Origin of the sequence: Acinetobacter sp. WU_MDCI_Abxc222 (assembly GCF_025514755.1) — a bacterium.
GTDB classification, from domain to species: domain Bacteria; phylum Pseudomonadota; class Gammaproteobacteria; order Pseudomonadales; family Moraxellaceae; genus Acinetobacter; species Acinetobacter geminorum.
Map to the genome: position 1 here is coordinate 76783 of NZ_JAHPVG010000005.1, position 15086 is coordinate 91868.

14 protein-coding genes are annotated in these 15086 nt (G+C 39.1%); 8 read left to right on the forward strand and 6 right to left on the reverse strand.

The window, feature by feature from the left end; genetic code table 11:
* Positions 1-194: 194 nt before the first annotated feature.
* The 4 genes from lon (at position 195) to KTJ10_RS09655 (ending at position 5575) form a co-directional block, all read left to right on the forward strand.
* Complete coding sequence (gene lon / locus KTJ10_RS09640; RefSeq protein ID WP_002117591.1) at positions 195-2624, forward strand: endopeptidase La; 2430 nt, start codon at positions 195-197, stop codon at positions 2622-2624.
* A 304-nt stretch (positions 2625-2928) separates the two neighbouring features.
* The gene (gene rlmH / locus KTJ10_RS09645) at positions 2929-3408 is read left to right on the forward strand and encodes a 23S rRNA (pseudouridine(1915)-N(3))-methyltransferase RlmH (RefSeq protein ID WP_014206094.1); all 480 of its coding nucleotides are present in this window, start codon (positions 2929-2931) and stop codon (positions 3406-3408) included.
* Positions 3409-3520: 112 nt separating this feature from the next.
* Positions 3521-4297 carry a DODA-type extradiol aromatic ring-opening family dioxygenase gene (locus tag KTJ10_RS09650; protein WP_005075524.1) on the forward strand — a complete coding sequence of 259 codons (777 nt, stop codon included), beginning with the start codon at positions 3521-3523 and terminating at the stop codon, positions 4295-4297.
* A 168-nt stretch (positions 4298-4465) separates the two neighbouring features.
* Positions 4466-5575, forward strand: a complete 1110-nt coding sequence (locus KTJ10_RS09655; RefSeq protein WP_101663922.1) for an META and DUF4377 domain-containing protein — start codon at positions 4466-4468, stop codon at positions 5573-5575.
* A 53-nt stretch (positions 5576-5628) separates the two neighbouring features.
* Here KTJ10_RS09655 and gdhA read toward each other — a convergent pair whose 3' ends face one another.
* Positions 5629-7032: an NADP-specific glutamate dehydrogenase gene (gene gdhA, locus KTJ10_RS09660; RefSeq protein WP_262441896.1), complete on the reverse strand. Its 1404-nt coding sequence runs from the start codon at positions 7030-7032 to the stop codon at positions 5629-5631.
* 272 nt (positions 7033-7304) lie between these two features.
* Here gdhA and KTJ10_RS09665 point away from each other — a divergent pair, with 272 nt between their 5' ends.
* Entirely contained in the window at positions 7305-8096 is a 792-nt protein-coding gene (locus KTJ10_RS09665) for an RnfABCDGE type electron transport complex subunit B (protein WP_262441897.1), read from the forward strand.
* A complete protein-coding gene (gene nth / locus KTJ10_RS09670) occupies positions 8097-8786 on the forward strand; it encodes an endonuclease III (RefSeq protein WP_017398664.1) in 690 nt (229 codons plus the stop codon).
* A 36-nt stretch (positions 8787-8822) separates the two neighbouring features.
* Here nth and KTJ10_RS09675 read toward each other — a convergent pair whose 3' ends face one another.
* The 4 genes from KTJ10_RS09675 to KTJ10_RS09690 form a co-directional block, all read right to left on the reverse strand.
* Positions 8823-8960 (reverse strand): hypothetical protein, encoded by a 138-nt coding sequence (locus KTJ10_RS09675; RefSeq protein ID WP_327742271.1) that lies wholly within the window; start codon positions 8958-8960, stop codon positions 8823-8825.
* A 71-nt stretch (positions 8961-9031) separates the two neighbouring features.
* A complete protein-coding gene (gene adk, locus KTJ10_RS09680) occupies positions 9032-9685 on the reverse strand; it encodes an adenylate kinase (protein WP_002117671.1) in 654 nt (217 codons plus the stop codon).
* A gap of 86 nt (positions 9686-9771) precedes the next feature.
* A complete protein-coding gene (locus tag KTJ10_RS09685; protein WP_005070566.1) occupies positions 9772-11085 on the reverse strand; it encodes a membrane protein in 1314 nt (437 codons plus the stop codon).
* A 61-nt stretch (positions 11086-11146) separates the two neighbouring features.
* Entirely contained in the window at positions 11147-11665 is a 519-nt protein-coding gene (locus KTJ10_RS09690) for a hypothetical protein (protein ID WP_262441898.1), read from the reverse strand.
* A 235-nt stretch (positions 11666-11900) separates the two neighbouring features.
* Between KTJ10_RS09690 and mrdA the strand changes: the two genes are divergently transcribed.
* Complete coding sequence (gene mrdA / locus KTJ10_RS09695) at positions 11901-13919, forward strand: penicillin-binding protein 2 (RefSeq protein WP_262441899.1); 2019 nt, start codon at positions 11901-11903, stop codon at positions 13917-13919.
* The gene (gene rsmD / locus KTJ10_RS09700; RefSeq protein ID WP_262441900.1) at positions 13919-14470 is read left to right on the forward strand and encodes a 16S rRNA (guanine(966)-N(2))-methyltransferase RsmD; all 552 of its coding nucleotides are present in this window, start codon (positions 13919-13921) and stop codon (positions 14468-14470) included. The genes mrdA and rsmD overlap by 1 nt, the downstream gene beginning before the upstream one ends.
* 42 nt (positions 14471-14512) lie before the next feature.
* On the opposite strand, the gene KTJ10_RS09705 is transcribed toward rsmD, so the two are convergent.
* Positions 14513-15082, reverse strand: a complete 570-nt coding sequence (locus KTJ10_RS09705; RefSeq protein ID WP_199978085.1) for a HupE/UreJ family protein — start codon at positions 15080-15082, stop codon at positions 14513-14515.
* Positions 15083-15086: the final 4 nt, after the last annotated feature.

Consider the following 15086-nt stretch of genomic DNA (forward strand, 5'->3'; position numbering starts at 1 on the left):
GCTAAATTACCTATCCTTTCTACAAAATTTTATTCTTCTTAAGAATTAATCTGTTGATTCATAATATTTTAATAAAAAAGTTGACTAAATTAGTCATTTTTTCCACATTTTCTATAGAGAGGCCCTTGTAATTTTTGAAATACACATCACTATAAAAAACATGGCAACCTCGTTGTCACTCATTAGGAGTGCCCATGTCTGAACTTATTATGAATGAAAAAACTGACTTAGAGCCTCAGGTTCCAAGTGTATTACCACTTTTAGCGTTACGTGATGTAGTGGTCTACCCACACATGCAAATTGCGTTATTCGTGGGTCGTGAAAAATCGATCAATGCAGTTGATGTGGCTCGTAACAGTGACAATTTAGTATTTGTAGTTGCGCAAAAAGATTCGCTTACAGAAGAAATTGATCACGATAACCTTTATCAGTACGGAACTGTCGCTAAGATTGTTCAAGTCGTAAATCATGAAAATGATGAAAACTGCATTAAAGTACTTATTGAAGGTTTACATCGCTCTAAACTTGAAAAGATTATCGATGAAGATAGCCATTTGACTGCTGAACACAGCTTAAGTCCAATGACAATTAACGTAGATAAAGCTACTCAAGAAACTCGTTTGCAAGAGTTGCGTACTTTATTTGCTCAATATGCTGAAGCAAAATTACGTAATGCACGCGAACTCGTTGCTGCGGCTAATAAAATTGAAGACTTGCTACAACTCATGTTCTTCGTAGCAACACGTGTGCCTCTAAATATTGAAATTAAACAGAAGTTTTTAGAGCACGATGAGTTTGAAGCACATTTGCAAGAGCTTATGAGCTACTTGGTAAATCAATCTGCTGAACAGCAAATTGAACAAACTTTGCATGACAGCGTAAAACGCCAAATGGAAAAAAATCAACGTGAATACTTTCTAAATGAAAAAATGAAAGTCATTCAACGTGAACTTTCTGACATGAATGGCGGTGCTGAAGATGACGTTGCTGAAATAGAGAAACGTCTTGCTGAAGCTGATTTACCTGAACACGTACGTAAAAAAGCTGAAGCTGAGTTCCGTAAGCTTAAAGCAATGCAACCAGCGTCTAGTGAAGCAGCTGTTGTACGTAACTATCTAGAAGTAATTTTAGATACACCGTGGAATAAAGCGAGCAAAGTGAGTATTAACCTCGCGAAAGCACAGGAAATTCTCGATACAGATCACTACGGCTTAGATGACGTAAAAGACCGTATTGTTGAATACTTAGCTGTTCAGTCGCGTGTGAAAAAACTCAAAGGCCCGATTCTTTGTTTAGTAGGCCCTCCTGGTGTAGGTAAAACTTCACTTGGTGAGTCGGTCGCGAAAGCAACTGGTCGTGAATTTGTTCGTATGGCACTCGGTGGTGTACGTGACGAAGCAGAAATTCGTGGTCACCGTCGTACTTATATTGGTGCGATGCCAGGTAAAATTGTGCAATCTTTAACAAAAGTTGGCGTGAAGAACCCATTGTTCTTACTCGACGAAATTGACAAGATGGCGCAAGACTACCGCGGCGATCCTGCTTCTGCATTGCTTGAAGTATTAGATCCATCACAAAACAGTAAGTTCAACGATCACTATTTAGATCTTGATCTTGATCTATCTGAAGTGATGTTCATCTGTACTGCAAACAGTATGAATATTCCAGAAGCCTTGCTTGACCGTATGGAAGTTATTCGTCTACCGGGTTATACCGAAGATGAGAAAGTTAACATTGCTGAACGTTACCTTGTTCCAAAAGCAATTAAGAACAATGGACTACGTCCAAAAGAGTTAACAATTCATGAAGAAGCGATTCGTGACATTGTTCAACGTTATACACGTGAAGCTGGTGTACGTAGTTTAGAACGTGAAGTATCTAAAATTGCGCGTAAAGTGGTAAAAGAAGCAGTAAGTAAAAAGTCTAAAAACTTACAACTTGATGTGACTTCTGCCAATCTTCCAGAATACTTAGGTCCACACAAGTTTGACTTCGGTATCGCAGAAGATGAAGCACAAGTAGGACGCGTTAATGGTCTAGCTTGGACATCTGTAGGTGGTGAGTTACTTACCATTGAAGTTGCAGCTGTTAAAGGTAAAGGTAAATTCATTACGACTGGTTCACTCGGTGACGTAATGAAAGAATCTATTACTACAGCAATGACTTTAGTGCGTACACGTGCCGATGAATTAGGTATTGAAGCTTCTCGTTTTGAAGAAACTGATGTACACGTTCACTTACCTGAAGGTGCAACACCAAAAGATGGTCCATCTGCTGGTTTAGCATTAACAACTGCGCTTGTATCGGCATTTACAGGTATTGCAATTCGTCCAGATATTGCAATGACTGGTGAAACAAGCTTAGGTGGTCGTGCAATGCGTATTGGTGGCTTAAAAGAAAAACTTCTTGCAGCACACCGCGGTGGAATCAAGCTTGTCTTTATTCCTCAAGATAACGTTCGTGACTTAGCAGAAATTCCTGCGAATGTTAAAGAAGGTTTAGAAATCAAAGCTGTGAAAAGTATTGATGACATCTTACCTTTAGCATTAGTTTCGATGCCAAAGCCTTTACCTAAAACACCGATTGTAAAACCGGTGGAAGGCTCAAAAGCAGCACGTCACTAATTAAAAATATAAAAAAGAGAGCTTCGGCTCTCTTTTTTTTGTTACACAATTTGATTGAAAAATATCCAACCATCCTCATAATAGGTAATAAGAGTATTTAAATAAATGAGTACTCTTAACTATCTAATTCTTAGATAGCCTTGTTTTTATTCTCTATGATCATCTGAACTCCAGACAGATGATCATTTGATCGCAGTCCAACACTGTTTTTTTGGACTGCGTTTTTTATACCAGCTTTTTAGATCGTCAGATACTTTCATTCATCAGGTATAATGCGCCAGCTGTATTTGAATGAATAGATAACATGAAAATTCGTATTCTGACCATTGGTCAAAAAATGCCTGCTTGGGTTCTTACTGGTTTTGAAGATTATTTCAAACGCATCCAACCTTTTGTTCAAACCCAAGTTATTGAACTACCTATGGCCAAACGTGGTAAGAATGATTCAGAAGCGGATATTTTAAAGTATTGCCAAATTGAAGGCGAAAGTATTTTAAATGCTTTAAAACCCAATGAAACCTTAATTGCTCTTGAAGTTGGTGGTCGGGAACTAAGTACAGAAAAATTAGCTGATACAATGAAACAATGGATGCTTGAGGGTAATGATGTAGCACTTGCGATTGGCGGTCCAGATGGTTTGTCAGATCAGGTACGTAAAGTTGCCGCTTGGCATTGGTCACTCTCAAAACTTACCATGCCCCATCCTTTAGTACGTGTTTTATTAATCGAGCAGCTTTACCGAGCGATGAGCATTAATCATAATCATCCTTATCACCGTGCATAAAAAGAACAAACGTTTCATTTTAAGAACAATCCGTTGAAATCAGGATACTTTTAACATGTCCTGATTTTGGCATAATGACTATTATTCTGCTTTTCAACTCAGGTGTAATGAAATGGAACTACAAACCCTTCCTGGACTGTTTATTTCCCATGGCTCGCCCATGCTTGCACTTGATCCAGAACAAGTGGGACCTGCTCTACACCGTTTAGGCACAAATCTTCCTATACCTAAGGCAATCATTGTGATGTCTGCGCACTGGGAAAGTAAAGCACTTGAAGTGAGCATTTCGACTCGTCCTGAAACGTGGCATGATTTCCGTGGATTTCCTAAAGAATTATATGAAATTCGCTACAGTGCGCCTGGCGAACCAGCATTAGCAGAAGAAATCTTAAAATTATTGGCCGATGCTCACTTTGTTGCACATGCCAATAGTACCCGTCCTCGTGATCATGGCGTATGGATGCCTTTATTGCATATGTACCCAGATGCAGACATTCCTGTAGTCGAAATTTCTTTGCCATCAAATTTAAGTGCACAAGAAATTTATCGTATAGGACAAACGCTTGCCCCTTTACGTGATAAACAAATCTTACTCATTGGTTCGGGAAGTATTACTCATAATCTTGCAGAGTTATCTTGGCAAGGAGACAACTCTAAAGTTCCTGAATGGGCTTCAACTTTTAGAAATACTGTCGTTAATAAGCTTTCCCATCAAGATTATGATGGAGTTTTAGACTGGCAATCACTGCCGTTTGTGAAACGTAACCACCCTACGCTTGAACATTTTGCACCTTTGTTTTTTGCTATGGGTACAGGCAATCGCTTTACGATTGTTCATAGTAGCTTCACAATGGGCTCATTAGGAATGGATATCTATCGTTTTGATTAATTATTAAGAAATACCCCGTTTTGCGGGGTATACCATTATTTTTGTTGAAAATTAGAATAATTTACAAACTTATACATTTTAAAAACCGAAACAATCAAATGTTTACATTTTCTTTTTTTAAGAATGTTTTAAGCTTATTACTGTTGTTTTTTTACTTGAAGTTTTTAAATGAAAATTAAATATTTAATTCTTGCGTTATTACCTTTTTCTTTGATGGCGTGTCAAACAGTTACTAATACTCCTGCTCCAATTGTTTCTGAGCAACAACAAAACCTTGCAACCACTTTAGGTGAATATGCATGGACTTATCAAAATGTAAAAGCTTCTAAACCACTTATTCTTAACTTTAATGCAGATGGTAAATTAGCCATTAATACGGGCTGTAATGGCCAAGGCGGTACTTGGAAAGTTGAAGGCAACCAACTTGTTACTTCTAATCTTGTTTCAACGATGATGGCTTGCCAAGATGATTTAATGAAACAAGAACAACTTTCTACTAGCATCTTTAATGAAGCAAAATTACCAATTGAAATTAGCAACACTAATGGTCAGGTGATTTTAACGGTGACAGATAAAGCTGGTCAAAAACACATTTTCCAAGGTCAAAAAGCAGTTAATACTCAAGCTTTAACAGATTACTCTTGGTCATATCAGCCTGAAAATACTAAAAAGCCAATCGTTCTTAACTTTACAAATGACCGTTTATCTATCGCAACAGGTTGTAACCGCCAAGGAACAACTTGGAAAGTTGAAAATAATACGATTGTAACAGCTGACGTAATGTCGACGATGATGGCGTGTGAACCTGCTTTAATGAAACAGGAACAGTTCTCTAGTAGCCTCTTCCAAAAACGTGCAATTCCATTTGAACTCAATACTACAAATGTTGATCAACCAACATTGACAGTGTCTGATGCTCAAGGCCAGAAATATACTTTCACAGGTAAAATGACACCTGAAGCAAAATATCAATCTGAAGGAAAAACTGTTTTCCTAGAAGTAGCTCCAGAAACTAAATCTTGTACTGGTGTTGCGCCACAAACTTGTATGCAAGTTCGTGAAATTAAATATGATGACAAAGGCGTTAAAACTTACGCAGACAAAAACTGGTCATTATATTACGGTCAAATCGAAGGTTTTGAACACAAACCAGACCAACGCGTAATTTTGCGTGTAAAACGTTTTGAAGTGAAAAATCCGGCTGCAGACCAATCTAGTCAAGCAGATGTATTAGATATGGTTGTAGAACAAGAGTTAGTTAAAAAACCTAAAAAATAAGTTTTTAGACTAAAAAAATCCGATGCTTATGCATCGGATTTTTTATTTCTATCTTAGAAAATACCTTGAGCAAGCATTGCATCAGCAACTTTTACAAAACCTGCAATATTGGCACCGTCTACATAGTTCACAGTACCGTCTTCTTTAGTACCATATCTTACACAGTTGGCATGAATATCTTTCATGATTGCATGTAAGCGTTCATCGACCTCAGCATGGGTCCAGCCTAAACGAATTGCATTTTGAGACATTTCTAAACCAGAAGTTGCCACACCACCCGCATTAGATGCTTTACCTGGCGCATACAAAATTTTAGCTTCAATAAAATGTTTAACTGCTTCAAGTGTAGATGGCATATTAGCGCCTTCAGCTACACAAATGACACCGTTAGAAATAAGTGTTTTAGCGTCTTCACCTGTTAATTCATTTTGTGTAGCACACGGCAAAGCGATATCAACAGGAATATGCCAAGGCGTTTTTCCTTCAAAATATTCAAAACCATGTTTAGAAGCAAACTCGGAAATACGACCACGTTTAACGTTTTTCAGTTCCATTACTTCAGTAAGCAACTCATCTGTAAAACCATTTTTTAAATAAACTGTGCCGTTTGAGTCCGACAAAGTAACAACTTTTGCCCCTAAGAACATCGCCTTTTCTGCCGCATATTGTGCGACGTTACCAGAGCCTGAAACGGAAACAGTTTTACCAGCAAAAGATTGTCCACGGGCTTTTAGCATTTCTTCTGCAAAATAAACCGTACCATAACCAGTTGCTTCAGGACGCATTAAGCTACCACCAAATGAAATTCCCTTCCCGGTAAAGACACAAGCGGTGTCATTACTCAGCTTTTTCATCATACCTGCCATATAACCAACTTCACGTGCACCCACGCCAATATCACCCGCAGGAATATCCGTATTGGGTCCTAAATGGCGATAAAGCTCAATCATTAATGCCTGACAGAATCGCATAATTTCAGCATCAGATTTACCTTTAGGATCAAAATCTGAACCACCTTTCCCGCCACCCATTGGTAAAGTAGTAAGTGAGTTTTTAAAGGTTTGCTCAAAACCTAAAAATTTTAAAATTGATAGATTGACCGATGGATGGAAACGCATTCCACCTTTGAATGGACCAATTGCTGAATTGTATTGAACGCGGAAAGCACGGTTAACTTGAGTCTGGCCTTGATCATCCATCCATGAAACACGGAATTGAATCACACGCTCTGGTTCAACCAAACGTTCTAGTAATCCCTGCTCTGCATATTCCGGATTTTTTTCAATAAATGGCCACAAACTCGTCATGACTTCTTCGACAGCTTGTAAGAACTCAGGTTGATGCGGATCACGCGCTTGCACGTAATTCAGGAATTCATTCAGGTTGTTGTATTTCAATGCACGGTCCTCAGCATAGTAATGAATTAAATTGGTGCAATACATTTTTAAATGCATCATTTAGCAGCAAAATATTAAATCCCTTTCCATCAATTTTAACAATACTTATTTTAAATTATTTTATTTATCTTAATTATCAAAAACTTATTTTTAGAAAAACTACTTACAAATAAGAAATAGTCATTTATCTTTTCATTTTTATTGATCTATTATTGTGCAATATTAGCTACATTTTAGGTCAATCAAAAAGCCAATAAATTCGTTAAAATCCATTGACCTTACTTAGGTTTTTCTTCATTATCGCATCGTTTTAACCAAGCTATTTGCCCACTATGAATTCATCTATTTCTCTCATACGCGAGATTGATGCGTTATTACCACAAACACAATGTGGTTTATGTGGACATCGTGATGGATGTCTACCCTACGCAAAGTCGATTGCTGAAGGTGAAGAAGCAAATAAATGCGTTCCAGGTGGTCAGCCTGTAGCCGATGCACTCGCAAATCTATTAAATCGTCCTGTGTTAACCGCTGAAACTAGCGTATGGCCTGTACAGGCCGATGGGCGCCCTCAGCGAATGAAAGCGATTATTCGAGAAGATGAATGTATTGGTTGCACCAAATGTATTAGTGCTTGCCCTGTAGATGCTATTATTGGAAGTGGTAAGCTCATGCATACCATCTTGACTGACTTATGTACAGGTTGTGAGTTATGTATTCCACCTTGTCCGGTAGATTGCATTGATTTGGTCGAAGACACGCAAGTATTACCAAATGAGCAACAGCGTATCGCTGAACAAAATGATTTAAGACAACGTTATTACGCTCACATTCAGCGCGAAGAAAAACGTCGTACTCACCGTAAAGGGCCTGTAGTACGTGCTGAAATTGATACCCAACTGTTTGCCCAGTTCTCTCAGGCACTTGATGAAGTACCTTCAATCGAGCTCATCGAGAAACCCAAAGAAGTTGTGTCAACTGATGCAAAAACTACAATTGAGTTAGCGAAAATTCGTACGCAAATTAAGAAACTGGAAAAACAACTCAGTGTACATGAAGATGCTAAAAAACGTCTTCAACTTGAAGAACTTCAACAGCAACTCATACAATTACAGGAGGTCTGAATGGCCGTCAAGAATATGACGAAAAAGCAGATTCAAATTTTCTTTGAACGCCTTCGCGAACAACGACCTTCACCTCAAACCGAGTTAAAATATTCATCTCCATTTGAGCTACTGATTGCAGTTATGTTGTCAGCTCAAGCGACCGACGTAAGTGTTAATAAAGCAACTGATAAGCTCTACCCTGTGGCGAATACAGCAGAGAAAATCTATAACTTGGGCGTAGATGGGTTAAAGGAATATATCAAGACAATTGGCCTTTACAACGCTAAAGCAGAAAATGTCATTAAGACCTGTAAGATTTTAATGGAACAATTTAACGGCGAAGTTCCAAGCAATAGAAAAGACTTGGAAGCTTTACCGGGTGTCGGACGTAAAACCGCAAATGTTGTTTTAAATACAGCTTTTGGACAACCGACTATGGCTGTCGATACCCATATTTTCCGAGTGGGAAATCGAACTGGTTTAGCAATAGGTAAAAATGTACTTGAAGTTGAGCACCGCTTAATTAAGGTTATTCCTAAAGAATTTATTTTAGATTCGCATCACTGGCTCATATTGCACGGTCGTTATTGTTGTATCGCCCGTAAACCTAAATGTGCAGAATGTGTTGTTGCTGATGTCTGTAACTGGCCTGATCGTTTTGAATTTGGCGCACAAAAGCAAATTGCCATTAAAAATATTGAAGCTTAAAAATAGGTTGGGTATAGGGATCATACCCAATCAAACTTACTTTAGACGCTTTTTTTCATTACGCTCTTCTTTTGCTTGTCTTTGAACCTGTCTTAGCATTTTGTAGCTTTGAAAAGCCAAAAATATTAATAGTGCCAGACTCAGCAATACCACCAAAATCAATATGATTTTCATATTGTTCTCCTGCACCTAATGAAAGAAAAGAGCCCTCACAAAGAGGGCTCATTATCACAAACAATATTAAATTATTTGTCTAAGATGTTGAACAAATCTTTTTGTACATCTTCAATTGTACGCAAGCCATCAAGCTTGTCATAAGTTGGCGCATTTTCACCAGAAGCAGCACGGCCTTGGTAGAAACCAACCAATTGCTCTGTTTCAGTGTGATAAGACGCTAAACGTTTACGGATTGTTTCCTCTTGGTCATCTGGACGTTGAACAAGATCTTCACCAGTTTCATCATCTTTACCTTCCACTTTAGGTGGATTGTATACAGTGTGATAAACACGACCAGAAGCTGGATGCTGACGACGGCCAGAAAGACGTTTTACGATTTCTTCATCAGGGACATCAATTTCAATCACGTGATCGATGCTAATCCCTTCTTTTTCCAAAGCTTCAGCTTGTGGAATAGTACGTGGGAAACCATCGAAAATGCAGCCATTTGCACAGTCAGGTTGAGCAATACGTTCTTTTACTAAACCGATAATAAGTTCATCTGAAACCAAACCACCAGATTCCATTACACTTTTAGCTTTTAGACCTAATTCAGTACCTTCACGAATCGCAGCACGGAGCATATCACCGGTTGAAATTTGTGGGACATTGTAGCGCTTACAGATCAACTGAGCCTGAGTCCCTTTGCCTGCTCCAGGTGGTCCGAGTAAAATAATGCGCATAAAAAACATCCTCATTTAAAACAATGAATATGAAGTCCGGCAGAAAAAGTCTCGTTAATCTTCAATAGATCCTGCCTGACATCGAATTATAAGAAAGCCACAAACAAATGTATTGTACCAGCAATAAATCCGGTTACCCCACCTAGTACAATAAGAATCCACTCATCCTCCTGAAATGCAGGACGTAATAAATTCTGAAATTCTTTTGGTGTTAGTTCACGAATACGCTCTTTAAACATTTGAAAAATCTTCTGTGCCCGGCTTGCGTTCAGTGCTGGGTCACATACGGGTCCCATCGTAATTTCAATTGAACGATCAATCAAGTCCGTCTTTAATCTTGCGTACTCTCTTGGCCCTAAAGAAAGCTGTAAAGAGGTGCGAACTAACGGTGTTTCCATGATTTCGTTAATATGACGCTTAACAATGCGGCGCGTTTTATCTTTACGCGGCCCGTACATCATTTCGGTCATAATCGATTTTAAAGTGATCAGATCTTCTGTGACTACGCTCGAAAACACATCAGAGACTTCCTCTTGACGCTTCATAAAAGCGCCTTGGACATTATAGGTCCCAATTCGAAGAACTGGTACAATCCATGGAAACTTACGATCTTTTGTTAATCTAAAAATCTGTGGATAACGAATATAATGCGGCTCAATTGGGTTAAACACCATCCAGATTGCGATCCAGTTAGTTAAAAAGCCCCAAATTGCAGCCCAAAATGGTACTGTCCAGTGCCATGGTACTACAAACCAAACCACCATTTGGAAAATACCAAAGAACATCCCAATTAGTGCACTAATATGCCAAATAAAATTAATTTCTTTTTGACCAACCTTTAAGAACATACGTACCATTAAACGGCGATCACCTTCCATCTGGCTCACGACCATTTCACGCATGTTAACCAGTGACTCTACATTCATGGTCAGCTCAGTCACTAATTCTTTTAACACACCTGGCAATTGCTTATGTGCTTGAGCATAAATACGGCGTTTAATTGAATAAGGTAAATTTTCCCAAAGTACGGCATTACGATCGATCATGACTTCATCAATAAGATGTTCAAGTTCAAAACCGACTTGTTCACCAATAATACGCGCCATATCTTCAGGATCCATTGCTTCTAAAAATTCACGCAATGAACCTAATTTAGATAAAGTGTTATCGGTAATAATCCCAGAGATACGTCCTGCTTTACGTGGCACGATACCTTGCCAACCTACCGGCAATGGTCCTAAATGGAATCCCCAAAATTTAATTGGGTAAAATACCATTTTTAAAGCCATCCACACATGTGCCCATGTGACAAAAGCCGTTACGGGAATAATACTCAAAACGGCCCAAAAATCAGGTCTGTGTAAAAAGGTCTGCCACAATCCACTGACGTACTCTAACATGTAAGACTCTCGTATTTATTTGTGCTCTGCTTATGGCGAGTTAACGATAAACTGCTTTGTTTTATAAACCAAAACTTAGAGAATAAGAAAATTGAATTTGTGGTTTAGTATCTGCAGCAACATTTCCGTTCTGGTCAGTTAATTTTTCAGCCGCACCGATACCCACACTAAAAGTGCTAATTCTTTCTGAATTTAACCACACATAGGCCAAATCAACACCCGCACCTAAACGGGATTTAAAATCACCATCAACCTCTTTACTATCAAGATGACCAGCATAGAAACCGATATAGTAACCATTTTTGTCTGTGCCAGTAAGATAATAAGGATATCGGAAGCCAACTTGACCACCAACGGTTTTGTCACCATTCAAAAATGCACCGGCTTTCGCATAGGCAATACCATACGGATTTACCCACTCACCGTTAAGATGTAATAATTTTTGAGTAACGCCTGCACCCACATTCCAAGTAGATGCATTATGTCCTGCTAATTTTGCTTCCGGAAGAAACGAGTAGTCTTGAGCATGGGCCCAACTACTTACTGTCAAAACTGCAAGTAAGGGATAAATTTTTCTCATTATTTTCTCCATTTTCCCTAATCGTATGGTGAGAACAACCCTATTCTATTGAATGAGAGACTTTAACAGAATTATTTTGCTTCTTATATACAAGTATCTACAATTTTGTTGTCTACAAAGTCAAAAAGTATCTTATTAAAATGCAATGAAACTTTGAAAATTATGCAATATTTTAAGTGCTCTTGCGTTAGAATAAGCAGCTATTTTTCTACCCTATGTCATTAAGTCGATCCTTATGAAACAGCACTTTCCTTTAAAAGATATCCAGCAAGAAAAGCGCATTTATCGAGGTCGTATCTTTTTTGCCGTAGGGATCGTGACCATCTGCTTATTAGTCTTAATTAGCCGATACGCTTACCTGCAAATTTTTCACTACGACGAATTCTCGACTGCATCTGACAAAAACCGAATTCGCTTACAACCACTTCCGCCTGCTCGTGGTTATATCTATGACCGAAACGGTGTATTACTAGCAGATAACTATCCTGTTTTTACAGCAACTTTAAGTAAAACAGATGTAGAAGATGTTGATAGTGTCATTGAGCAATTACAGCCTATTTTAGATTTAACACAAGAAGATATTGACCGTTTTAAAAGCCGTATAAAAACTGCCCGTAAAACTGAACGCGTCGCGATTAAACTTAATCTAACTGAAGCCAATATTGCTAAATTTAGTGAAGCCAAATATAAGTTTCCGGGTGTAAGAATCGAGACACAAATGACTCGTTATTATCCACACGGTGAGTTATTTGCCCATGTGATTGGCTATGTTGGCCGTATTAACGACAAAGAATTAAAAAGTATTGATAAAGACTTATATGCTGGGACCAACCTAATTGGAAAAATTGGCGTTGAAAAAAGCTATGAAGATCTACTGCATGGAACACCGGGTTATGAATCTGTTGAAGCAGATGCGCATAGCAATGTATTACGTCATTTAGGCCGCAAAGACCCTACTCGCGGTAATGACCTCTATTTATCTTTAGATTATGGTTTACAAGTTATCGCTTCTCAACAGCTTGCAGGTCGTCGTGGAGCTATTGTCGCCATTGATCCTCGTACGGGTGAAATTCTAGCGTTAGTGTCTAGCCCAAGTTTTAATCCTAATTTGTTTGTGACTGGCATTAGTCATACTGACTACAGTTCACTACGCGATAATTTAGATCAACCACTCTATAACCGCGCTGTGCAAGGTGTATATCCACCCGGTTCTACCATCAAGCCAATGGAAGCAATGGGTGGTTTACACTACAGTATTGTAGACTGGTCAACAGCGATTTCTGACCCTGGTTATTTCCATCTACCTGGTGACTCACATAAATTCCGTGACTGGAAAAAATCTGGTCATGGCGTCGTGAATATGCATAAAGCCATTGTGCAATCCTGTGATACCTATTTTTATATTCTTGCCCATCAAATGGGCATTGATCAAATGAACCAATGGATGCGTCAATTTGGATTTGGTCAAAAAACAGGGGTCGATTTACCAAGTGAAAGTGAAGGCCTTTATCCAAGTCCTGAATGGAAAATGCGTACGCGTAAAACGAAATGGATGAAGGGCGAAACTATTTCTGTCAGTATTGGTCAAGGTGCGTTTACAGCCACGCCATTACAGCTTGCAATGGCAACAGCAATTACTGCGAATCATGGTTCTCATGTAACACCTCATGTTTTACGCGCAACTCATGGTGCAAAACCTTTTACAGTACGTAATGCACCTGATGGCAAAATCAACTTTAACGGAACAGATGAAGACTGGATTCAAATGCGTGATGCCATGATTGATGTAATTCAATCAGGTACCGGTCGGGGTATTCGCACTCCCCTCTACCAAATTGCAGGGAAAACAGGTACAGCACAGGTTAAGAGTATTGCACAGGGTAAACGCTATAACGAAGCAGCCTTGACTGAGCGTCAACTTGACCATGGTTTATTCGTTGGATTTGCCCCTGCTGACAAACCTGAAATTGCAATTGCAGTCATTTGGGAAAATGGTCGTCATGGTGGTTCTGCTGCTCAACTTGCAAGACCTGTGTTCGATTACTGGTTATTAACTCGTAAGAAAAACCCGATTCGTCCCGCAAATCATCAAGTCAATGGCGGGCTAATGACAGCAGGGATTAAACCAGGTGAACTTCCAAGCGGAGGTGAAAGTTCTGGCCCAGCAGCGGCTATAGCTACCACCAACAAACCAGCAGCATCAACACCACAGGCTGCTCCTGCTCGCCCTGCTACCAATGAGGCAGATGAATAATGAAAAATCAATTACGTATAATTGGTGGCGAATGGAAAAGACGACTACTTCCCTTTGCTAGCATTGAAGGTCTACGTCCAACCCCAGATAGAGTACGCGAAACTCTATTTAACTGGCTCATGTGGGATATTCAAAATGCTCAAGTTCTCGACATCTGTACAGGTTCTGGTGCATTAGGTTTTGAGGCTCTGTCACGTGGTGCTGCATCTGTTTATATGATTGAGCCAGATAAGACTCAGGCACGATTTTTAAAAGATAATATTGAACTATTAAAAGCCAAAAATTGTCATCTAATTAACGCAACGGCTCAACAAGCTCTTCCCCGCTTAAAAGAACAGTTCGATGTGGTTTTTTTAGATCCACCTTATAGTCTTGATTTATGGCATGAACTCTCGAACTTGGCCGAGCCTCATATTAAAAAAAATGGATATATTTATGTTGAAGCTGACCGAGATTTATCTCAGCTTCATCTTCCAGCCACATGGCAACAAGTTAAAACCACTAAAGCTGGTACAGTTCACGCAGGGCTTTACCAAAAAGTAAGCGAATAAAAAAGGTAGCTTAAAGCTACCTTTTTCTTTGCAATTTTTTAGTTAGCTTAAGCCAATGACTGCAACAACTGCTGCACAGGCGCCAACAATTTTTTTGCCATATGGCACATATCGGGTAAGCACAGCACCCAACACTAATCCACCAAAATAGATGAGCGCCATACCAGCAACCATACCAGTTACTAATGCAACAATATGGCCTGCATGTGCTAACTCAACACCATGAGCCATACCATGGAAACTTGCAAGCAAAGCCGCAGCAATTGGTAAAACTTTATTTGACTTTGTCCATAGGGCAATTGCTGTAATAACTAAAGAAGCAACAATTCCGTATTCAGCTATATTAACTGGTACCAAACCTTGAGCACCTATTAAAAAGCCTATAATTAAGGTAATACTTAAGGCAATGACCCCAGCAATTTTCCACTGTTTAGCCGCTGACCACAACAAGACACCAAAACCTAAAGCCATGACTAAATGATCTAAGCCTGTAAAAGGGTGAATAAAACCTGCCATAAAACCAGAATGTGCATGGTCATGTCCTGGATGGGCCATTGCAAGAGCCGGCAATAATGAAAGGAGTGCCACACTCCATTTTTTCATGAAGTCCATAATC